This is a genomic window from Exiguobacterium aurantiacum DSM 6208, from assembly GCF_000702585.1.
In the GTDB taxonomy this organism is placed as follows: domain Bacteria; phylum Bacillota; class Bacilli; order Exiguobacteriales; family Exiguobacteriaceae; genus Exiguobacterium; species Exiguobacterium aurantiacum.
Genome location: NZ_JNIQ01000001.1, coordinates 2390505 through 2412814, shown reverse-complemented (window position 1 = coordinate 2412814; position 22310 = coordinate 2390505). Strand labels below are relative to the sequence as shown.

Here is a 22310-nt window from a genome sequence, read left to right as displayed (position 1 = left end):
TCCTCTCTTTTTCATGCCGGGTCGACTTTCGTCCGGTCGATGACCGAGACGAGGCGCCGGAACTGTTCAAGCCAAAACTGGAAGAACGGACCGATCAAGAAGATCGACAGCACCGTCCCGAAGAAGACCGGACCGCCGAGCACCCAACCGATGAGGCAAGCCGTCAGTTCCATCCACGTTCGCATCATGCGCACCGACGTGTTGAAACGATCGGCCAACGCGAGCGTCAACCCGTCGCGCGGACCGGCCCCATACCCGATGGCGACATATAAGCCGGCTCCCATCCCGATAACGAAGATGCCGAGGACGAGCCACCCGACGTTCAAGGCGATGCCCTCAAGCCGAGGCAGCCAGTGATGGTCGAGGATGAGGTTCATGAACACCCCGACAAAGATGGCGTTGACGAGCGTCCCGAACTGGGGGCGGATGCGGTCGAGTATGTACTTGACCAGCACGAGCAACAGCCCGACGAGCAGAATGATCGTCCCGACCGAAATCGGGGTATGGCGGGCAAGGCCGAGATGAAGGACGTCCCACGTTGAGACGCCAAGGTCGGCCGTGATCATCATCGATGAGCCTAGGGCGAGGAGGAACAAGCCGCCCATGAACATTATCCACTTCAACGTGATGCGTAAAGATTGTACCCATACCGCTTGCATGTTTGTCGCCTCGTTTCCCTAAAATGTTCCATCATCATATCACAATCGAGTTTGCGGCAAGAAAAAAACGCCTCAGACATCGTCTGAAGCGTTCGTGATTATTTCTTAGGAGCTGATGATTTTTTTGCTTTGTTCTTTTTATAGTAATCGTAGACGAACGGAGCGACCGCCGTCGCGACTTTGATCAACGTACCGAATTTACCTTTTCTAGCCATAGTGTAGCACCCCTTTCTCTTCTAAAGACATATATTCCACGAGTTGCGGAAATGAAAACATATTCGTTGCAGGTTGGACCGTTCCGTCCTCGTCGTGAGACGTCATAATGAAAGAGGAGGTGTAGCGATGAAGACGATTATTTGGTATGGGAACGATTTGCGAGTCGACGATCACTTGCCGCTTGAAGAGGCGATCCGATACGGTGGCCCGATCGAAGGCCATTACTTTATCCGCCCCGACGAGTTAACTGAAAACCGGTACGGTGTTGTCCCGCTCGGACGACGGCGCCTACAGTTTTTAAATGAATCACTCTCGGACCTGGCCGGTTCACTTGAAGCGTTCGATATCCCGCTCTACGTGCATGTCGGTCACCCGCTGGACGTCCTCGACCGGGATGATCGATTGCTGTTTCAATCGTCGATCGGCTATGATGAGCGTCGACTCGAACGAGACGTCACGATAGGATGGCGAGGTGAGTGGCGGGCGTTTGACGGGTTCACGCTGTATCGCCGCGACGAGATCCCGTTCGAGCGGATGCCGTTTTTGTTCACGGAGTTTCGAAAAAAGGTCGAGCACGATGCCGTCCCGGATCGATTGATTGAACGTGCGCACGCCGACGTCGCGTTGCCGCTTCAGTTTCCGGTCGCTATCGAGCCGGTGGAGACGGATGAGCGTTCGGCGTTCCCGTTCCAGGGCGGGGAACGGGCCGGGCGTGAGCGCTTGGCCCACTATTTAAACGGCCCGGTCCGGACATACAAAGAGACGCGCAACGGGTTTGGGATCGATGATTCGTCGAAACTGTCCGCCTATCTCGCGAACGGGTCGTTATCGCCGCGTCGCGTCTTGCATGAGCTCGAACAACACGAAGCGAAGCACGGAGCGAACGAATCGACGTATTGGCTCTACTTCGAGCTGCTCTGGCGGGAGTTCTTTCAATGGGTCGCACTCGAACAAGGAAAACGACTGTTCCGGGCCCAAGGCATCCGGTCGAAGCAAAAATCGTGGCGTGCCGATATAGACGTGATCACCCGATGGCAACGAGGGGAGACGGGTGTCGACTTCGTCGACAGCTTCATGCGCGAGCTGAACGCGACCGGGTGGATGTCGAACCGAGGCCGTCAAATCGTCGCGAGTTACTTTGCGAAAGAACTCGGACAAGATTGGCGCTTCGGGGCAGCTTATTTTGAATCGATGCTCATCGACTACGACGTTGCGAGCAATTACGGCAATTGGGCGTATCAAGCCGGCGTCGGCAACGATTCGCGCGACCGACGATTTAACATCACGCGCCAACAAGAAACGTACGACCCGACCGGTGCGTTTCGTAACACGTGGTTGTGACGAAACTGTCACGAGAAGTCAGCGTTTCTGATTGACTTCTTTTTACAGACAAGCTATAGTTAAGTCAACAGATGGGATACCTGAGGTGTACGAGAGCCGCCTTCGTTATTTTGAGCCAACACTTTGAATACGGGAGACCGAACTGCCATCCAGATCAACTGCCTCATCACGTGCAGGAGGACTTGTGAAGGGGACGCTAGGTCACCCACCTGCTTAAGCAGGTTCAAAAGCAGGGCATCGTCACGGCACTCCGGGCCCCATCGATTTTATTTGTAAAAACGTCGCTAGACGTCTTTTTTTTGATTATAATTCCGAGTAAAATAGTGCGAGAAATAGAGATAAAGTGGAGGAAGAGTATGTTACACCAATTTTCACGAAATGAGTTGGCCATCGGTCAAGAAGGTTTAGAAACATTGAAAGGGAAGACCGTCGCCATTCTCGGTGTCGGCGGTGTCGGTTCGTTCGCAGCCGAAGCGCTCGCCCGAAGCGGCGTCGGACGAATCGTCCTTGTCGATAAAGACGACATCGACATCACGAACGTCAACCGCCAAATCCATGCGCTCCTGTCGACGGTCGGGCAACCGAAAGTCGAGGCGATGGGGACGCGTCTGCTTGATATCAACCCGGATCTTGAGCTCGTCAAATTGAAGATGTTCTATACAGAAGAAACGTTCGAAGAGTTCTTCGCCCAAAACATCGATTTCGTCATCGATGCTTCGGACACGATCATTTACAAGATCCATTTGATCGTCGAGTGCAAGCGCCGCGGCATCCCGGTCATCTCGAGCATGGGGATGGCCAACAAGATGGACCCGACACGCATTCAAGTCATCGACATCAAAGATACGTCATACGACCCGATCGCGAAGATGGTCCGGACCCGTCTTCGAAAAGAGAAGATTTATAAAGGGGTCCCGGTCGTGTTCTCAGACGAGTCACCGATTGTGACGCGCGAGGACGTGAACGAGGTCGTCGGGAAAAAAGACGCCCCGATTCGTAAAGCGAAGATGCCACCGAGCTCGAACGCGTTCGTTCCATCGGTCGCGGGCCTCGTCGCCGCCGGTTACGTCATCAACGAAATGCTCGAGACGGCCGGTGTCGAGATCAACCGCATCCAAAAATGATAAAACGACGCCGACTCGAGTGAGTCAGCGTCGTTTTTCCCAATAGTCGAGCCGCTTTTGGACTTGTTGCTCGAAGCCGCGGGATGTCGGCGTATAATATTTCGGACGTTTTCGGGCCAAGTTCTCCGGCCAATAGTTTTGGGGGACGAACCCATCCTTCTCGTCATGCGGATATTTATAGCCGGCGCCGTTTCCGAGCTCCCGGGCCCCAGGGCTATGGGCGTCACGGAGATGGATGGGAACAGGTCCGCCTTCCACTGTCCGGACGTGGTGCAACGCCTTGTCGATGGCGGTGATGACCGCGTTCGACTTCGGTGCCGTCGCCAAGTAAAGGACGGCCTCGGCAATCGGGATGCGCGCCTCAGGGAAACCGATGTATTCGCTCGCCCGTGCCGCCGCGTCGACGATGACGAGCGCGTTCGGGTCGCTCATGCCGATGTCTTCGGCCGCATGGACGTAAAGCCGGCGCATGATGAAGCGTGGAGATTCTCCGGCCTCGATCATGACGGCAAGCCAATATAAGGCCGCGTCCGGGTCGGAGCCGCGGATCGACTTGATGAACGCCGAGATGACGTCATAGTGACGGTCACCCGTCTTATCATATTTGATCGCTTTTTGTTGCACCGATTCTTCCGCGACTTCAAGGGTGATGTGAATGACGCCATCGACTTCGGGTGTCGTCAAGACGGCGAGTTCGAGTCCGTTCAACAGGACACGGTAGTCACCGTCCGCCATTTTGATATAATGGTCAACAGCCGCTTCGTCGATTTGGACGGGATAGTTGCCGAACCCTCTTTTGTCGGTAAGCGCCCGTTCTAGGACGACGCGAAGTTCGTCTGATCCTGGCGGTTCGAGCCGAAACACGGTCGCGCGCGACAGTAACGCCGCGTTCACTTCGAAACTTGGGTTTTCGGTCGTCGCCCCGATCAAGATGAGCTTTCCGGCTTCAAGTGCGGGCAGCAGGGCGTCTTGTTGTAACTTGTTGAAGCGGTGGATCTCGTCTAGAAACAGGATGGTCCGCTCGTTCTCGAAGTCGTAACGCGATTCGGCTTCACGGATGACGCTGCGCAGTTCGTCGAGTTTCGCCGTGACGGCGTTCAGCTGGACGAACGTCGCTTTCGTATAGTTCGAGATGACCCGAGCGAGCGTTGTCTTGCCCGTGCCCGGTGGTCCGTATAGAATAATCGTGCCGAGCCGGTCGGCCTCGATGGCGCGACGAAGCAATTTCCCTTCGCCGATGATGTGCCGTTGACCGATGACTTCGTCTAACGTCTCGGGGCGCATCCGATTGGCGAGCGGACCGCTATTCGATTGCTGAAATAAATCACTCATACGTACACATTCCTTTCGACAAACGTTTGTTCGAACAGTATAACAGAAGGAGACACGAAGATGAAAATATCTACAAAAGGTCGTTACGGACTGACGATCATGATCGCCCTTGCCCGTGAGACCGACAACAAGCCACTCAGCTTAAAGAAGATTGCAGCCCGTCATGAGTTGCCGGAACACTACTTGGAACAGTTGATCGGCCCGCTCCGGAACGGGGGCCTCGTCAAGAGTGTCCGCGGCGCATATGGCGGCTACCAGCTCGTCAAGCCTGCTGAAGACATCACGGCCGGAGAAATCATCCGTTTGCTCGAAGGCCCCCTCACGATTGTCGAGGACTCAGAGGCGGACGACGCAGTGAAGCGGAAGCTGTGGGATAAAATCAAAGTGGCGATTGAGACGGTGCTCGATGAGACGACACTCGCCGACTTGGCCGAAGAAGACACGAACGGCTACATGTTTTACATTTAAGGACGAGGTGAACGAAGATGAACTATTTTGACCATGCCGCCACGACTCCGATGCGAAAAGAAGTGCTCGAGGCGATGACGCCATACTTTTTAGAACAGTACGGGAACCCGTCAAGCATCCATGGCATCGGACGGACTGCCCGGGCCGCGCTCGATGAGGCCCGCCGCACGCTCGCCCGGTTCGTTGGGGCGACGCCGAACGAAATCGTGTTCACGTCGGGCGGGACCGAGTCTGACAACTATGCGTTGTTCGGGACGGTCGAGGCGAATGCGCTTAAAGGAAAACACATCATCACGACGAAGGTCGAGCATCACGCCGTCCTTCACGCGATGGAACAACTTGAGCGGGATGGGTTCGACGTGACGTATGTTGACGTCGATGAGACGGGTGCCGTCTCGGTCGAGGCGGTACGCGATGCGCTTCGGGACGAGACGATCCTCGTCTCCATCATGTACGGAAACAATGAGGTCGGAACGATTCAGCCAATCGCCGAGATCGGTGAGCTGCTTAACGACCATCAAGCCCTCTTCCACACGGATGCCGTCCAAGCGCTCGGGACGGAAGCGATTGACGTCAAAGCGCTCGGTGTCGATTTATTGTCGGCGTCGGCCCATAAAATCAACGGGCCAAAAGGTATCGGTTTTCTTTTTATAAAAACAGGTGTAAAATTAGCGACGCGTTCTTTTGGTGGACAACAAGAACGGAAACGTCGAGCCGGCACGGAAAACGTTCCGGGTGCCGTCGGATTCAAAACAGCGGCTGAACTCGTCATGGCCGAACGGACAGAGCGGGTCGCGACATATAAAGCGATGGCGGACGCATTATGCGCTCGTCTCGATGCACTCGGGGTCAAGTATGAGGTGAACGGGGCGAATCGTTTGCCCCACATCGTCAACTTGTATCTTCCGGGCATCGAACTCGAACCGTTCCTCATCATGATGGACATGCGCGGTGTCGCCATCTCGAGCGGGAGCGCCTGCACGGCCGGGTCGATCGAACCTTCGCACGTGTTGACGGCAATGTTCGGGTCCTCGGATCGCACGCAACAGTCGGTCCGCGTCAGTTTTGGACTTGGCAACTCGGTCGAAGACGTGGAGCAGCTCGCCGAACGGCTTTCTGAAGTCGTCTCGACATTCACGAACGGAGTGAGAACATGAATTTACGAACAAAAGCCCCTGAAGAGACGACGGTCGTCGTCGGGATGTCAGGTGGCGTCGATTCATCGGTGACGGCCCATATTTTGAAAGAACAAGGGTACAACGTCATCGGAATCTTTATGAAAAACTGGGATGACACCGACGAGAACGGTGTGTGCACGGCGACAGAGGACTATGAAGACGTCATCGCCGTCGCAAACCAAATCGGGATCCCGTATTATGCGGTCAATTTCGAGAAAGAATACTGGGACCGGGTGTTCGAATATTTCTTGGCTGAGTATCGTCTCGGCCGGACACCGAACCCAGACGTCATGTGCAACAAGGAAATCAAGTTTAAGGCGTTCCTCGACCACGCCCTTCGTCTCGGTGCCGACTTCGTCGCGACCGGTCATTACGCGCGCGTCGATTACGTCGATGGGGAGCACCGTCTTCTCCGTGGGAAAGACGACAACAAAGACCAGACCTACTTCTTGAACCAACTGTCGCAAGACCAGCTCGCACGGACGATGTTCCCGATCGGGCATATGGATAAAAAAGATGTCCGCGTCATCGCTGAAGAGGCGGGTCTCGCGACAGCGAAGAAGAAAGACTCGACCGGCATCTGTTTCATCGGCGAACGGAACTTTAAAGAGTTTCTCTCCGAGTACTTGCCGTCACAACCAGGCGACATGCAGACGCTTGACGGTGTCGTCAAAGGACGCCATGACGGGCTCATGTACTACACGCTCGGTCAACGACACGGTCTCGGGATCGGCGGCGACGGCGATCCGTGGTTCGTCGTCGGGAAGAACGTGGAAGAAAACATTCTTTACGTCGGACAAGGGTTCCATCATGACGCGCTCTATTCAGATGCGTTACTCGCCTCGAAACTATCGTGGACGGGCGCCGTGCCAACTGGTGAGTTCCGGGCGACAGCGAAGTTCCGTTACCGTCAACAAGACGTGCCGGTGACGATCGCCCCGCTCGAAAACGGAGAAGTGCTCGTCAAATTCGATGAGCCGCAACGCGCCATCACACCAGGTCAGGCCGTCGTCTTCTATGACGGTGACATCTGTCTCGGCGGCGCGACGATCGACGAAGCGTATCGAAACGGAAAACGACTCGACTATATCGGATGAGGTGATGACTGTGAACGAAAACGAATTAGGCATCCAAGCGATGCAACAAGGCGAGTTCGAACAAGCGGCCAAGCATTTTAACGCCGCAATCGAAGCCGACTCGTCGGACCCGACCGGCTATGTCAATATGGGAACGCTCTTGCAAGCGATCGGGGATCACGAGCGGGCCGTCGTCTTTTATGACAAGGCGCTCGATCTCGACAACGCGTTCGGCGCGGCCCACTACGCGAAAGGTGCGCTCGCCTATGAGCTCGAACAGCTCGACTTGGCCGAGGCGTCACTTCGCCAGGCGCTCCTCGCCGGGATGAACGACGCGGACTTGCACTTCATGCTCGGATTGACGTACAAGGCGATGGGCGACTTCGTCCGTGCCTTGCCACGCCTCCGGGAAGCCCAGGCGCAATCGCCGGAAGACGTCGAGATTTCGTTCCAGTACGGGCTCGCGCTCGCGCAGAACGAACAGCTCGACATGGCCGTCGAGGCGCTCGAGCATACGCTCGACCTCGACGCGAGCCACACGGACGCGCGCTACAACTTGGCGATCGCCTACGCGTTCCTCGGGGAACAAGACAAGACGTACGCCGAGCTTGAACGTGTGCTCGAACTGCAGCCGGACCACGCCCTCGCCTTTGACGCCAAAGCGAAAATGGACGAGTTGCTCGGAAACTGAACAAAGCGCTCCTCGCAATTGCGGGGGGCGCTTTGTTTTCGTCTTGCGATCAGGAGACGAGTTCTCCGGCGAACCAGACGATCAAGTTCAGCGTCATCAAAGCAAGCGTGCAGGCGAGCACAAAATAGGTCCACAGAACACGCTTCCCTGACTTGGCCCGGCGAACACCATCCATCAAGATGAAAAAGGTCACGCCGAACGAGACGAAAGCCAACGCGGCAAAAGAAGTCGGACGGTCGAGCGTAGGAAACGCTTCAATCATGAAGAAGAGCACGTAACTGAGTAGGGCGAGACAAGTCATGATGACGGGAGCGAAGAAGCGCATCGGCCACATCCTTTTCCATTTTCTCTCATCTTATCATGCGGCTTGCTCGGTATCTACCGAAGTTATAACTGCTTCGTCGTGATTTTCACCGGCTCACCGGCGAACTCGCCATACGCCTCGTCCATGTTTTTCGTATACAGCTCGATGATGTTTTTGCTCGGGTCTTTGAAGTAGACGGAGCGCTCTTTGCCGTTGACGGTCTCATCTTCATCCCACGTCCGCAATTTCGTCGGGATGTCGGACGATGTCAATACATCGAGCGCTTGGTCAAATGAGTCCATCGGCACATAAAAAGCGCAGTGGACGTGCGCACCGCCCTCATCATAGAGTGTGTCCCATTCGGTCACTTCTTCGTTCCGGTTTGCGTCTTCTTTTTCTGTGAAGTTTCGTCTCAGCCAAAGTCCGAGACGGGTGTTGCCGCCAACGTACAGCCACGTTGCCCAAGGTTCATTCGCCTGTTCTTGCGCTTTGCTCGGTTCGGCGTCGTCACCGACCCATTGTTCGACGATCGGGAGACCGAGCTTTCCATGCCAAAAGTCTACGGCTTCGGCCATGTCGGTCACTTCTAGTACGAGTTCACATAGTCCGGTTACCGGGATTCGTTTCGTCATGTGTCATTCCTCCTTCATAGGTTCACTCGAACAGTTCCCCGTTTGATTCGCCGAAAAACGTGCGTAGCCGTCCGAATGTTCGGGAAATGCATAAGGGATAATAGGGAGGAGAGACATCATGCGAATCATCAGTCTAGTCAGCGTCATCTTATTTTTTATCGTCGAATGGTTCATGCTCGGTCGGATGTTCACTGCGATTGACAACCGATTGGCGGCAGGGGAATGGACGAATAACGTCTTTTATCGCGTCATCATCGAATCGGGACGGGCGACGACGACGTTGCTCATCTTGTTTGCGACGTTTTTCGTCATCGGACTTCTTATGCATTGGTTGCTTTCGACGAGTCGGTCGTTCCGCCAGTCGCTTGGCGTCGTCGGCATCGGCTGGATTGTCCCGCTCGTGCTTGCCATGATCGCTTGGGTCGTCCCGAACCCGTACATCCAACTCGGACTTCTCGTCTTGCAAGTCTCGTTCATTCCGCTCATCCCGTTCATCGGTCAAACGTTGCGTCTCGGTCACGTCGTCCTGAACTGGGGGGTTCACGTCGCGGCGAGCGGCCTCGTCCTGTTCATTCAACGTCCCTCGCTCGAGAAGCTGTTCCGGGTCGAGCGGACCGAGCTGCTCGAACGTTTACAAGGCTACGTCAATACAGGCGAACTAGAACGGTTCGAACGGTTGCTGGAACGAGTCGACGTGGCCCAACTCGAGCGCTTGTTCAATACAGTCGACATCGACCAGCTCGAGCGGCTGTTGAATCGGGTCGACATCGATCAATTGATCCGCATCTTTGAACGGGTCAACCTCGACCAACTCGAGCGCATCCTCAACTTGTTCGGTTAGGCCATTTGTTCTCCTCTTCCGAATCGGGCTATAATGGGGGATGGAAAACTAGCTGGGGGTGGCTCACATGATGGCAGCACCTTACGAGTTGACAGGAAAAGTCATCCGCGTCCTGTTTCAATCGGAAGAAGAAGCGCACACGATCGCGCTTGTACGTATAAAAGAAAAAAACTTTGAGACCGACGAGACCGAGATGGTCATCGCCGGTGTCGGTGTCGGTATCGAGAAAGGCGAGACGTATAAGGCGCACGGCCGTCTCGTCGATCATCCACGGTTCGGGAAACAGATGAAGGCGGATTGGATTCGCCGCGTCGTCCCGATGACGAAACGGGCGGCCGTCCGCTTCTTGACGAACGGTTCGTTCCCGGGCATCGGGCAAAAGACGGCGCAAAAGATCGCCGACACGCTCGGTGACGACTGTATCGACCAAATCGTCAAGCATCCGAGCGTTCTCTCAAACGTCGACGGATTGAAAGAGAAACAAGCCCGTGTCATCACGGAACGGTTGAACGTCTTGTATGGCGTCGACCAATTGCTGTTGTTCTTGGCCCCGTTCGATGTGACGCCACGGCTCGCCTCGAAAATTCATAAAGAATATGAGGGCCGGGCGATGGAGACGATCGAGAAGAACCCTTATGCGCTCATGTACGATGTGCAAGGGATCGGCTTCAAGACGGCCGACGCTATCGCGGCGCATTTCGGTATTCAAGGCATCCACCCGGAGCGGATCGCCGCCGCCGTCTTGTACGTGCTCGAGCTCGAGCAAGGGAACGGTCACTTGTTCGTCACGTCGGAGCAACTTCATCGCGAGATGCCGCGTATCATCGGCGGTGACCCGGGCGATGCGCTCGTGTCCGCGCTCGAGACGCTCGCGCAAGACGAACGGATCATCATCGAGGACGGCGTCGTCTATCATCCGCGCGTTTATCGGGACGAACGAAAGGCGGCGGAAGAACTCGCCCGCATCATGTCGACGTCGACGACAGAAGACGTCGACATGGCGACGATCTTTGACGCCGTCGGCCGCGTCGAGGAGATGTTCTCGATCGAGTATGCGACTCAGCAACGCGAGGCGATCGAGCTCGCATTGAAGTCACCGCTCATGGTGCTCACCGGCGGACCAGGTACGGGTAAGACGACTGTCGTCCGAGGGATCATCCATGCGCTCAGTGACGTCTTCGATTGGAAACTTGAACCGGTGCCGAACCAGCCGTTCCCGTTCGTCCTCGCCGCACCGACCGGGCGGGCCGCGAAACGGTTGAGTGATTCGACCGGGCTTCCGGCGTCGACGATTCACCGATTGCTCAAATTTGATGGTAGTTCGTTCCAAGTCGACGACACGAACCCGCTCGTCGGGAAAGTGCTCATCGTCGACGAGGCGTCGATGATCGACATCTTCTTGTTCCGCAGCCTGCTCCGCGCCGTTCCGAACGGGATGAAAATTCTCTTCGTCGGGGACCGGGACCAATTGCCTTCGGTCGGCCCTGGCCAAGTGCTCGCCGACTTGATGGCGACCGATGGGATTCCGGTCGTCCGTCTCGACGTCGTCCATCGGCAGGCGTCCGAGTCGAGCATCTTGCGTCTCGCACACTCGCTGAACGCAAAACAAATGCCGGAGGATTTGCTCGCGGCGCTACCGGATCGACGCTTCTATACGGCGAACCAAGAGACGGCGCTCCAAGCCATTTGTCAGATGGCCGGGGCCGCACTCCGAAAAGGGTATTCGCCGTTTGACATCCAGATTCTCGCACCGACGTACCGCGGTGTCTGCGGCATCGACGGATTGAACGAGGCGCTTCAAAACGTGTTCAATCCAAAGTCGGCCGCCCGTGAAGTGAAGCACGGCAACCGGACGTACCGGAACGGGGACAAAGTGCTCCAACTCGTCAACAACGCCGAGGAGAACGTCTATAACGGGGATATCGGGGAGATCACGAACATCTTCTATGCGAAAGAGAACGTCGACAAAGTCGACAAGATTTACATCCGTTTCGACCAAATCGAGGTCGAGTACAACCGGAGCGAATGGGACCAGTTCACACACGCCTATGCGATCACGATCCATAAGTCGCAAGGGTCCGAGTTCCCGATCGTGCTCATGCCCGTCTTCTTCAACGGCGGGTTCCGTTCGTCCCGCAACTTGATTTACACGGCCGTCACGCGTGCGAAGAAGAGTTTGCTCTTGTTCGGTGACGTCCGGGCGCTCGAGGCGGCGACGCGTGAGGAAGAACCGGTACGCCGGACGAAACTCGTTGAACGGCTCGGCGGCAAGTCTTGACGAACGTATGAACACGTGTGATAATGACGAATAGAAAACTGAAACGATTAAAGACGATGAAAGAACCGAGTACGTCGTCACCGCCTCATCAGAGACATCTTCCTAGGCTGCGAGAAGATGGGGGTCGGCCGACCGAAGCTAGTCTGGAGTCCCCACTCACCCTGGGCGCCTCATCCGCGTTATCGGATGTTCGAGGCACGGCTTTGCCGTGCGAACGAGGGTGGTACCACGAAGCGATGCTTTCGTCCCTTTCCATAGGGATGGACATCGCTTTTTTTCGTTTCGTTTAAACTGAAGGAGGAATTGTTGATGAAACCGCTCAAACCATTAACTGGCGCACAGATTCGCCAAATGTATTTAGATTTCTTCAAATCAAAAGGACATAGCGTCGAACCGAGTGCCTCACTCGTCCCGGTCGAGGACCCGACGCTTCTTTGGATCAACTCAGGTGTCGCGACACTTAAAAAATACTTCGATGGTCGCGTCATTCCGGCGAACCCGCGCATCGTCAACGCGCAAAAATCGATTCGGACGAACGACATCGAGAACGTCGGGAAGACGGCGCGTCACCATACGTTCTTCGAGATGCTCGGGAACTTCTCGGTCGGGGAATACTTCCGTGAAGACGCGATCAAATGGGGCTGGGAACTCCTCACGAGCGACGAGTGGTACGGACTCGACCCGGACCGCTTGTCCGTGACGATCCACCCGGAAGACGAAGAAGCGAAGCAAATTTGGCTCGAGCTCGGTGTACCGGCTGACCGCATCATCCCGCTTGAAGAAAACTTCTGGGAAATCGGGGAAGGCCCTTCTGGCCCGAACACGGAGATCTTCTTCGACCGTGGCCCGTCGTTTGGGGACGACCCGACCGACACGGAACTTTATCCGGGTGGTGAGAACGAACGTTACCTCGAGATTTGGAACATCGTCTTCAGCCAATTCAACCATGACGGGCACGGCAACTATACCGAGCTCCCGCGGAAAAACATTGATACAGGGATGGGTCTCGAGCGGATGGCGAGCGTCATGCAAGACGTGCCGACGAACTTCGACACGGACCTATTCATGCCAATCATCCGTGAGACGGAAAAAATCAGCGGCGAGACGTATCGCGCTGACAACAGTAAAGACGTGGCGTTCAAAGTCATCGCCGACCATATCCGGACCGTATCGTTCGCAATCGGTGATGGGGCGCTCCCATCGAACGAAGGCCGTGGCTACGTCCTCCGTCGTCTCCTTCGACGTGCCGTTCGTTACGCGAAGATGCTTGGGATCGAGCGTCCGTTCATGTACGAGCTCGTCGACGTCGTCGGCGATATTATGGTCGACTTCTACCCGGAAGTGCGCGAGAAGAAAGACTTCATCAAGAAAGTCGTCAAGAACGAAGAAGAGCGTTTCCACGAGACGCTTCATGACGGTCTTGCCATCTTGAACGAAGTTGCGAAAGCGCAAAAAGCGGCCGGGTCGAACGTCATCAGCGGGGAAGACGCGTTCCGTCTCTACGATACGTACGGGTTCCCGCTCGAATTGACGATTGAATACGCCGAAGACCACAAACTTTCGGTCGACGAGGACGGGTTCAAACAAGCGATGAACGCGCAGCGTGAACGTGCCCGCACGGCGCGTGCCGACGTCGAATCGATGCAAATCCAGTCGGGCGTCCTTGCGGACATCACGCTTCCGTCGACGTTCACGGGATACACGAACCTTGAGACGGATGCGAAAATCATCAGTTTGATTCACGACGGCGAGCTCGTCGACGTCGTCGGAGCCGGAGAAGAAGCGCAAGTCATCCTTGACCAAACGCCATTCTACGCGGAGAGCGGCGGTCAGATCGGCGATAAAGGACAAATCGTCGGGTCGGACTTCGTCCTTCATGTCAAAGACGTGTCAAAAGCACCGAACGGGCAGAACTTGCACACGGTCACGGTCACGTCAGGTGTTGCCAAGGCGGAAGTTGCCGTGACGGCAACGGTCGACTTCGATGCGCGTCAAGCGATCATTAAAAACCACACGGCGACGCACTTGTTGCATCGTGCCTTGAAAGACACGCTCGGTGAGCACGTCAACCAGGCCGGTTCACTCGTCACGCCAGACCGTCTTCGTTTCGACTTCTCGCATTTCGGTCAAGTGACGGCAGAAGAGCTCCAGTCAATCGAGCGCCAAGTGAACGAACGCATCTGGGCGTCGATCGGCGTCGACATCGAAGAGATGAACATCGCCGACGCGAAAGCGAAAGGTGCGATGGCGCTCTTCGGTGAGAAGTACGGGGATGTCGTCCGCGTCGTCGCGGCCGGTGACTCGGTCGAGCTTTGCGGTGGTTGCCACGTCGGTAACACGGCCGAAATCGGTCTCTTCAAAATCTTGTCGGAGTCAGGTATCGGAGCCGGCACACGTCGGATCGAGGCGGTCACGGGAGCTGGGGCTTACGAAGTGATGAACCAGCATATCGAGACGCTTGAGTCAGCAGCGAAACTGCTCAAGACAAAACCGCTCGAAGTGCCGACTCGTGTCCAAGCGCTTCAAGCTGAAATGAAAGAACTCGAGCGTGCGAGCGAATCGCTCAAAGCGAAACTCGCCAACATCGAAGCGGCGTCCCTCACGGATGCGATCGAGACGATTCAAGGCGTCCCATTGATCGCTAAACGTGTCGACGGCCAAGATATGGACGCGCTTCGCGGCATGGTCGATGAACTGAAAGGAAAACTTGGCTCAGCGGTCATTATCCTCGGTTCGGCGAACGGTGACAAAGTCAACCTCGTCGCCGGTGTGACGAAAGACTTGAACGACCGTGGCTTCCACGCCGGAAAACTCATCAAAGAAGTCGCGACTCGTTGCGGCGGAGGCGGTGGCGGCCGTCCAGACATGGCGCAAGCCGGGGGCCGTGATGCTACAAAACTGGACGAAGCATTGAAGTTTGCTTCACATTACGTCGAATCACTGGCATAATAGAATGTGAAGTGCAAACGGAAAGAGGTGGATTCTTGTGAGCCAAATGGATCGCACGATGCAATTCAATTTTCCAGAAGATGATAATCGCGCCAACACTCGAGAGACACTGATCACGGTGTACAAAGCACTCGAGGAGAAAGGCTACCAACCGATCAATCAAATCGTCGGATATTTGTTGTCAGGTGACCCTGCCTATATCCCGCGTCATAACGATGCGCGAAACTTGATTCGCAAAATCGAACGAGATGAACTGCTCGAAGAGTTGGTCAAATCGTATTTGAACGATCGTAGAGAGGACTAATATGAAGCGAGTCATGGGGCTCGATGTCGGGTCGAAGACGATTGGGGTCGCCGTGAGCGACCTCATGGGATGGACGGCGCAAGGGGTGGAGACGGTCTACTGGACCGAACCGGACTTTGACGAAGCCGTCCGTCTGCTCAGTCCGATTATCGAGCAGTACGAAGTGAAAGAAGTCGTCGTCGGTCTCCCGAAGAACATGAACGGGACGATCGGGCCACGCGGTGAGGCGTCAGAGGCGTTCGCAGCCGCGCTCACCGAGGCGACGGGCTTACCGACGATTCTCGTCGATGAGCGCCTGACGACGATGCAAGCGGAACGGATGCTCATCTCAGCAGACGTCAGCCGTAAAAAGAGAAAGGCCGTCATCGATAAGATGGCAGCCGTCATGATTTTACAAAACTACCTGGATCGTTCCGGGAAATAAGGAGGAATTACTCATGGCAGAAATCCGTCGTGAAGAAGAAATGTACCGTATTCCAGATGAAAATGGAGACGAGCATTTATTTGCAGAAATTTTCCGTATGACGAGCGACCGCTCGAAAAAGACGTTCGTCGTCCTCGAGCCGGTCGGTAACCCGGAAACAGAAGATGAAGACACAATCGAAGTATACGCATTCGAAATCGAAGAACTTGAAGATGGCGAATTCATCTTGAAGCTCGTCGAAGACGATGACGACTTCGAGGAAGTCATGGAAGCGTTCGACATCGTCAACGACGAAGTCGGTTTAGACTAATACGTGGAGGGGCGACTAGGGGAAACCCTCGTCGCCCATCTTCATAAAAGAAGAACAGGGGAGACACATGCATGAACTATCCATCGATGCCAGATGAGAAGCGTGCACGAAGCCGGATCGTTCGTCGAATCACGGTCATCATCCTTGCTGTCTTTCTTCTTGTCATCGCCACCGGTGCCGCCGTATCGTACGCTTTCGTGAAGCGGTCACTTGAGCCAGTGGACCCGGCTTCGACCGAAACGGTCGAAGTCGAGGTGCCGCTTGGTGCCGGCTCAGGTTACATTGGCGACCTACTCGAAGAGAATGGGCTCGTGAGGAATAGCGCGATTTTCCGTCTTTATACACGGTTTAAAAATGAATCATCGTTCCAAGCGGGGACGTATACGTTGTCTCCGTCACAGTCACTTGACGAGTTGATTGCCACACTGAAAACGGGTAAAGTGATCGTCGTACCGGACATCAAGCTCGTCATTCCTGAAGGGTTCACGATTGACCAAGTCATCAAACGGCTTGCGAATGTCGCAGAGCTCCCAGAGGAAGAGATTTCAGCTCAGCTGAGCGATGAGGAGTATATCCGTTCGCTCGTGGCTAAACATGAGATGTTGACCGACGAAGTGCTAGCGGAAGGGATTTACCATCCGCTCGAAGGGTATTTGTTCCCGGCGACGTATGAGTTTGACAAAGGCGTCACACTCACACAAATCATCGACGAGATGCTGAAGCCGACAGAACAACTTTACTTTGAAAATAAGGCGACACTCGAAGCGGCGGGACGCACGTTCCATGAGACGCTCGCCCTCGCCTCGGTCGTCGAGAAAGAAGCCGTCTCTACAGAAGACCGTCAAGAGATCGCCGGTGTCTTCGAAAACCGCCTTGCTGACGGCATGAGACTACAATCTGACCCGACCGTCTGGTACGGAACGGGGGAGACGTCAATTTTCACATCGTTCAATGACTTACAGAACGACTCGCTCTACAACACGTACAAGTATGCGGGCATTCCGATCGGCCCGATCGCCTCGGTCAGCCGAGATGCGTTCACCGCGACGCTCAACCCGAACGACACGGAGAACGTTTATTTCTACGCGCGTCCTCCACGTGAAGGGTTCCCGAACGGAGAAGTGTTGTTTGAAGTGACGTATGAGGCGCATCAACAAAACGTCAACCAGTACCGACCGGAATGGGAAGCGTTCGAAGCGGCCAACAACAATTGACGGAATCGACCGGAAGCTCTCGCTTCCGGTCGTTTGAATGAATAGAGAGTAAGAGGTGTCAACAAGTGGAACATTCATCCTATGAAGGTTATGTGGAGAATTTGGTCACCCCTCGCTCACCGCTCTTAGCGGAGATGGAGGAGTTCGCCCGCGTTCATCACGTGCCGATCATGGACTTGACCGGGTCGGAAGTGTTGTTGTCGCTCCTCGCGATGCAACGTCCGGCCCGGATCCTTGAAGTCGGAACGGCAATCGGCTATTCAGCGATTCGGATGGCGGAACTGTTGCCAGAGGCGGAAATCGTCACGATCGAACGGAACGTGCGCCGTCACGAAGAGGCGCTGTCGTTCATCGGTCGTTCCGACGTGAAAGATCGAATCACCGTCATCCACGGAGATGCGGTCGAATTGATCGGATCGATTGAAGGACCGTTTGATGCGGTGTTCATCGATGCGGCGAAAGGTCAGTATCAAAAATTTTTTGATGGGTATGGCGCTTTAGTACCAATTGGTGGTACGATTTACAGCGATAATTTATTTTTACGAGGAGACGTGCTGCTCGAAGACGTGTCAGTACTTGACCGCCGCCGTCGTCGGCTCGTCCGTCTCGTAAAAGAATTCACAGAGCAATTGATGGCACGGACCGATTATCATACTGCAATTTTGCCCCTTGGTGATGGCCTAGCAATCAGTCGTAAATTACGATGAGGAGGATTCAACTTTGATGCAACATAAACCCGTCATTATCGGCGTGGCCGGAGGGACCGGATCAGGTAAGACGACCGTGGCCCGCGCGCTCGTGGATGCGTTCAAAGGACAATCGGTCGTCATGATCGAGCAAGACGCGTACTATAAAGATCAATCGGAGATGACGATGGAGGAACGGTATAAGACGAACTATGACCACCCGTTCGCCTTCGACAACGACTTGTTGATCGAACATATCAAGCAGTTGCAGGCACATCAAGCGATTGAAAAACCGGTCTATGATTACGCGGCCCATACACGCTCGGATCAAACGATTTTGATCGAGCCGGTCGACGTCGTCATCGTCGAAGGAATTTTAGCGCTCGAGGACGATCGTCTTCGTGATTTGATGGATATTAAAGTGTTCGTCGACACGGATGCGGATGTCCGGATCTTACGTCGGATGCAGCGTGACTTAAATGAACGCGGTCGCTCGATCGATTCGGTCGTCGCGCAGTATACGAACGTCGTCCGACCGATGCATCTACAATTTTGTGAGCCGACGAAGCGTTACGCCGACATCATCGTCCCAGAAGGCGGCGAGAACTTTGTCGCCATTGACCTGCTCGTGACGAAAATCCGTTGGGTGCTCACGGAACGTAACCGCACTTACTAAATAAATCGTTTTCAATTTATCCCTAGCTGTAATATACTAGGAGACAATGAAGGAGTGACAGAAATGGCTGAAAAACAACACTACATGACGTTAGACGGAAAAGCGAAGATCGAAAATGAATTGAACGAACTGAAGACGGTGCGCCGTAAAGAAGTCGTTGAAAATATTAAAATCGCTCGTGACTTCGGCGATTTGTCGGAGAACGCTGAGTACGACGCAGCAAAAGAAGAACAAGCAATGGTCGAAGGCCGCATCGCCCAACTAGAAGAGATGCTCCGTAACGCCGTCATCATCCAAGATGACGTGGCGGACAACTCGATGGTCGCAATCGGGAAGACCGTGACGTTCTTCATCCAAGCGGATAACGAAAATGAGACGTACACGATTGTCGGTGGCGCCGAGGCTGACCCGTTCACAGGGAAAATCTCGAACGAGTCACCAATCGCGAAAGCGCTACTTGGCCGTACGGTCGGAGACGTCGTGAACGTGCAAACACCAGGCGGCGACATGGTCGTCGAAATTAAAGAAATCAAGTAAGGACAAGCGAGCGACATCCATTTGGAGGTCGCTCGCTTTCTGAGGAGGTAACAGGATGAAAATCGGAATTATCGGGGCGATGGAAGAAGAAGTGAACTTACTTCGCAATGAATTGACAGAACGGACCGACACGGAGATTGCGAACTACCACTTTTATGAAGGGTACCTCGGGAACGTCGAGGTCGTCATCTTGAAGTCGGGCATCGGCAAAGTGAATGCGGCGATCGGGACGACGCTCTTGATCGATAAGTTCAAGCCTGACGCCATCATCAACACTGGTTCGGCAGGCGGCTTCAAAAAAGGGATGAAAGTCGGCGACGTCGTCGTCTCGACGGAAGTTCGTCATCACGATGTCGATGTGACGGCGTTCGGCTATGAGTACGGACAAGTTCCGGGCATGCCGGCCGCTTATCCGGCAGACGGACGTCTCATGGCCGTCTGTAAAGAAGTGATCGAGAACTTGCCTGATGTGAACGTCCACACGGGACTGATTGTGACCGGCGACTCGTTCATCAACGACTCAAAACGTGTCGCGGACATCCTCGGCCATTTCGAAGGCGTCGCCGCCGTTGAGATGGAGGCGGCTCCGATCGCCCAAACGTGCTATCAGTTCGGTGTCCCGTTCGTCGTGACGCGTTCAATCTCTGATAGTGCCGATGAAGAGGCGAACTTATCATTTGACGAGTTTTTAGAGACGGCGTCCATCAACTCGGCGAAAATGGTCATGGCGGTCACGAAACGGCTCGGTCAAGGTGAATAAATGAGAGGGATGCGTTGACATCCCTTTTTCATTGTCTTATATTAGTACCAGATACTAAGAATAGGGGTCATTATTATGAACATTGGAATCATTGGCATCGGTTCGTTCCTTCCGGCTAACCGGGTCACGAACATCGATTTGGAACAACGAATGGATACGAGCGACGAATGGATTCGGACCCGGACGGGGATTGAAGCGAGACATTTGGCCGATGCGGACGTGACCGTCGCCGATATGGCGACACGAGCCGCCGAACGCGCGCTCAAGAGTGCGGGCGTGTCGATTGACGCCATCGACGCCATCGTCTGTGCGACCGCGACGGCACCGTCATTCCCGGCGACCGCCTGTCTCGTCCAAGCGAACCTTGGTGCCAAGCGCGCCGTCGCTTTCGACGTCAGTGCGGCATGTAGCGGCTTCATCTTCGCGATGGACACGGCGAAGAGCTTGATGGCATCAAAAGGCTTCAAACGCACACTCGTCATCGGGGCGGAGAAGATGGGCAACTTGATTGATTGGGACGACCGCTCGACCGCCGTCTTGTTCGGGGACGGGGCCGGGGCCGTTGTGTTAGGGGAAGACGACGTCGCTTCAATCGACTCGATCGTACTCGGCAGTGACGGTATGGGCGGCAAGCATTTATACGAGAACGACGAAGGTAAAATCGTCATGAACGGACGTGAAGTGTTCAAGTTCGCCGTCCGGAAAATGCCGGACATCGTCGTCGAAGCACTCGAGCAGGCGGGGAAGACGATTGCCGACATGGATGTGCTCGTGCCGCACCAGGCGAACCGACGCATTATCGACGCGGCGATCGAACGGTTAGGACTAGCTGAAGAAAAAGTCGTCGTCACGATTCAAGACCATGCGAACACGTCGGCCGCTTCGATTCCTCTCGCGCTCGCCTCAGCGGTGGAGAGCGGGAAAATCGCGGCCGGACAGACGGTCGTCATCGCCGGCTTCGGAGCCGGGCTCACTTGGGGAGCGAGCTGTATCACATGGAATAACGCTAACATCACGGAGGAGATTAGTTCATGAAACGAGTAGTAATCACAGGGTTAGGTGTCGTATCACCGCTAAGCAATGATGTCACGGAAATGTGGGCACGGTTATTGAACGGGGAAAACGCCGTCGACACGTTGACAAAGATCGATATCGACCAGTATCCGGCCAAAGTCGGGGCTGAAGTCAAATCGTGGGATATCAGCCATTTGGTAGAGCCGAAAGAAATCCGCAAGATGGACTCGTTCATCCAATATTCGATTTTAGCAGCGGACGCTGCCCATAAAGATAGCGGCCTCGACGTATCGGCCATCCCGAATCAAGTCGGGACGTGGATCGGGAGCGGCATCGGCGGTGTCGAGACGATCGACAAACAGTCGACCGTCCTTCACGAGCGCGGACCGCGCCGCATCAGCCCGTTCTTCATCCCGATGATGATTCCGAACATGGCGAGCGGTCAAGTATCGATCTATCTCGGGGCGAAAGGACCGAGCAACTGCTCGGTGACGGCTTGTGCTTCCGGGACGAACTCGATCGGGGAAGCGTTCCGCGTCATTCAACGTGGTGACGCGCTCGCCATGTTCGCAGGCGGTGCCGAAGCACCGATCACGCCACTCTCGTTCGCGGGATTCTGTGCGAACAAAGCGTTATCGACGAATCCAGACCCGGAGACGGCGTGCCGCCCGTTCGATGAGAACCGTGACGGCTTCATTATGGGAGAAGGCGCGGGTGTGCTCGTTCTCGAGGAATACGAGCATGCGAAAGCGCGTGGTGCGAAGATTTATGCTGAAGTCGTCGGCTACGGGATGAGCTCGGACGCGTACCATATCACGGCACCATCACCAGAAGCGGAAGGTGGCTCGAAAGCGATGAGCGAGGCGTTACGGGACGCAGGGATTCGCCCGGAGGACGTCCAATACATCAACGCCCACGGGACGAGCACACCGCTCAACGACATGCTCGAGACGAAAGCGATTCGGAACGTGTTCGGGGAACATGCCGACAAACTCGCCGTCAACTCGTCAAAATCGATGATCGGACATCTGCTCGGCGCGGCAGGCGGCGTCGAGGCCGTCATCACGGCGCTTTCGATTCATGAAGGGAAGATCCATCCGACGATCCACTGTGCGTCACCAGCGGCGGATTGTGACCTCGACTACGTTCGAGAAGGAAACCGGGAACTTGATATCCAGTATGCACTGAGCAACTCACTTGGCTTCGGGGGCCATAACGCGACGCTCGCCTTCGCGAAAGTGACAGACTAATAGTAGAAAAAGATGCCAAAAACGGGTAGGGTATAAGGGTTGGTCT

At 55.1% G+C, this 22310-nt stretch carries 23 protein-coding genes and 1 other RNA gene; 20 read left to right on the top strand and 4 right to left on the bottom strand.

The window, feature by feature from the left end:
* Positions 1-11: 11 nt before the first annotated feature.
* The gene (locus P398_RS0112725; RefSeq protein ID WP_029335579.1) at positions 12-659 is read right to left on the bottom strand and encodes a YczE/YyaS/YitT family protein; all 648 of its coding nucleotides are present in this window, start codon (positions 657-659) and stop codon (positions 12-14) included.
* Positions 660-1001: 342 nt separating this feature from the next.
* On the opposite strand from P398_RS0112725, the gene P398_RS0112715 reads away from it, so the two are divergent.
* The 3 genes from P398_RS0112715 to P398_RS0112710 all read left to right on the top strand — a co-directional run bounded on the left by P398_RS0112715 (position 1002) and on the right by P398_RS0112710 (position 3340).
* A complete protein-coding gene (locus tag P398_RS0112715) occupies positions 1002-2216 on the top strand; it encodes a DASH family cryptochrome (RefSeq protein WP_029335578.1) in 1215 nt (404 codons plus the stop codon).
* A 74-nt stretch (positions 2217-2290) separates the two neighbouring features.
* A non-coding RNA gene (ssrS, locus tag P398_RS16640) (6S RNA) lies at positions 2291-2477 on the top strand.
* 95 nt (positions 2478-2572) lie between these two features.
* Positions 2573-3340, top strand: coding sequence for a tRNA threonylcarbamoyladenosine dehydratase (locus P398_RS0112710; RefSeq protein ID WP_024369903.1), 768 nt, complete (start codon positions 2573-2575; stop codon positions 3338-3340).
* Positions 3341-3364: 24 nt separating this feature from the next.
* Here the strand turns inward: P398_RS0112710 and P398_RS0112705 are convergent, their stop codons facing one another.
* Positions 3365-4672 carry a replication-associated recombination protein A gene (locus P398_RS0112705; RefSeq protein WP_029335577.1) on the bottom strand — a complete coding sequence of 436 codons (1308 nt, stop codon included), beginning with the start codon at positions 4670-4672 and terminating at the stop codon, positions 3365-3367.
* A 60-nt stretch (positions 4673-4732) separates the two neighbouring features.
* Between P398_RS0112705 and cymR the strand changes: the two genes are divergently transcribed.
* From cymR to P398_RS0112685, 4 genes are read left to right on the top strand one after another with little or no spacing between them, the layout of a single operon-like run.
* The gene (gene cymR / locus P398_RS0112700) at positions 4733-5140 is read left to right on the top strand and encodes a cysteine metabolism transcriptional regulator CymR (protein ID WP_024369905.1); all 408 of its coding nucleotides are present in this window, start codon (positions 4733-4735) and stop codon (positions 5138-5140) included.
* 17 nt (positions 5141-5157) lie between these two features.
* The gene (locus P398_RS0112695; protein ID WP_029335575.1) at positions 5158-6297 is read left to right on the top strand and encodes a cysteine desulfurase family protein; all 1140 of its coding nucleotides are present in this window, start codon (positions 5158-5160) and stop codon (positions 6295-6297) included.
* Entirely contained in the window at positions 6294-7415 is a 1122-nt protein-coding gene (gene mnmA / locus P398_RS0112690; protein WP_029335573.1) for a tRNA 2-thiouridine(34) synthase MnmA, read from the top strand. Before P398_RS0112695 ends, mnmA begins: the two co-directional genes overlap by 4 nt.
* A 4-nt stretch (positions 7416-7419) precedes the next feature.
* A complete protein-coding gene (locus P398_RS0112685) occupies positions 7420-8085 on the top strand; it encodes a tetratricopeptide repeat protein (RefSeq protein WP_174233468.1) in 666 nt (221 codons plus the stop codon).
* A gap of 49 nt (positions 8086-8134) precedes the next feature.
* Here P398_RS0112685 and P398_RS0112680 read toward each other — a convergent pair whose 3' ends face one another.
* Both P398_RS0112680 and P398_RS0112675 read right to left on the bottom strand, forming a co-directional pair.
* Positions 8135-8410, bottom strand: a complete 276-nt coding sequence (locus tag P398_RS0112680; RefSeq protein WP_029335571.1) for a hypothetical protein — start codon at positions 8408-8410, stop codon at positions 8135-8137.
* 62 nt (positions 8411-8472) lie between these two features.
* The gene (locus P398_RS0112675) at positions 8473-9021 is read right to left on the bottom strand and encodes a VOC family protein (protein WP_029335570.1); all 549 of its coding nucleotides are present in this window, start codon (positions 9019-9021) and stop codon (positions 8473-8475) included.
* 118 nt (positions 9022-9139) lie between these two features.
* Between P398_RS0112675 and P398_RS0112670 the strand changes: the two genes are divergently transcribed.
* From P398_RS0112670 to fabF, 13 genes are all read left to right on the top strand, one after another.
* Entirely contained in the window at positions 9140-9862 is a 723-nt protein-coding gene (locus P398_RS0112670) for a membrane protein (protein ID WP_029335569.1), read from the top strand.
* 70 nt (positions 9863-9932) lie between these two features.
* A complete protein-coding gene (gene recD2, locus P398_RS0112665) occupies positions 9933-12140 on the top strand; it encodes an SF1B family DNA helicase RecD2 (protein ID WP_034799510.1) in 2208 nt (735 codons plus the stop codon).
* Positions 12141-12449: 309 nt separating this feature from the next.
* A complete protein-coding gene (alaS, locus tag P398_RS0112660) occupies positions 12450-15089 on the top strand; it encodes an alanine--tRNA ligase (RefSeq protein ID WP_029335562.1) in 2640 nt (879 codons plus the stop codon).
* A gap of 37 nt (positions 15090-15126) precedes the next feature.
* Positions 15127-15393, top strand: a complete 267-nt coding sequence (locus tag P398_RS0112655) for an IreB family regulatory phosphoprotein (RefSeq protein WP_024369914.1) — start codon at positions 15127-15129, stop codon at positions 15391-15393.
* A 1-nt stretch (position 15394) separates the two neighbouring features.
* On the top strand, positions 15395-15817 hold the full coding sequence (gene ruvX, locus P398_RS0112650; protein WP_029335560.1) for a Holliday junction resolvase RuvX: 423 nt from the start codon (positions 15395-15397) through the stop codon (positions 15815-15817).
* A 13-nt stretch (positions 15818-15830) separates the two neighbouring features.
* Positions 15831-16127 (top strand): DUF1292 domain-containing protein, encoded by a 297-nt coding sequence (locus P398_RS0112645; protein WP_024369916.1) that lies wholly within the window; start codon positions 15831-15833, stop codon positions 16125-16127.
* Positions 16128-16198: 71 nt separating this feature from the next.
* Positions 16199-17341: an endolytic transglycosylase MltG gene (mltG, locus tag P398_RS0112640; RefSeq protein ID WP_024369917.1), complete on the top strand. Its 1143-nt coding sequence runs from the start codon at positions 16199-16201 to the stop codon at positions 17339-17341.
* Positions 17342-17406: 65 nt separating this feature from the next.
* Positions 17407-18048: an O-methyltransferase gene (locus tag P398_RS0112635; protein WP_024369918.1), complete on the top strand. Its 642-nt coding sequence runs from the start codon at positions 17407-17409 to the stop codon at positions 18046-18048.
* Between the two features lie 16 nt (positions 18049-18064).
* A complete protein-coding gene (gene udk, locus P398_RS0112630) occupies positions 18065-18703 on the top strand; it encodes a uridine kinase (RefSeq protein ID WP_024369919.1) in 639 nt (212 codons plus the stop codon).
* Between the two features lie 63 nt (positions 18704-18766).
* Positions 18767-19240 carry a transcription elongation factor GreA gene (gene greA / locus P398_RS0112625; RefSeq protein WP_024369920.1) on the top strand — a complete coding sequence of 158 codons (474 nt, stop codon included), beginning with the start codon at positions 18767-18769 and terminating at the stop codon, positions 19238-19240.
* Between the two features lie 55 nt (positions 19241-19295).
* Positions 19296-20000, top strand: a complete 705-nt coding sequence (gene mtnN / locus P398_RS0112620) for a 5'-methylthioadenosine/S-adenosylhomocysteine nucleosidase (RefSeq protein ID WP_029335558.1) — start codon at positions 19296-19298, stop codon at positions 19998-20000.
* Between the two features lie 75 nt (positions 20001-20075).
* Entirely contained in the window at positions 20076-21035 is a 960-nt protein-coding gene (locus tag P398_RS0112615) for a beta-ketoacyl-ACP synthase III (protein WP_024369922.1), read from the top strand.
* Positions 21032-22264, top strand: a complete 1233-nt coding sequence (fabF, locus tag P398_RS0112610; protein ID WP_024369923.1) for a beta-ketoacyl-ACP synthase II — start codon at positions 21032-21034, stop codon at positions 22262-22264. The genes P398_RS0112615 and fabF overlap by 4 nt, the downstream gene beginning before the upstream one ends.
* Positions 22265-22310 lie beyond the last annotated feature (46 nt).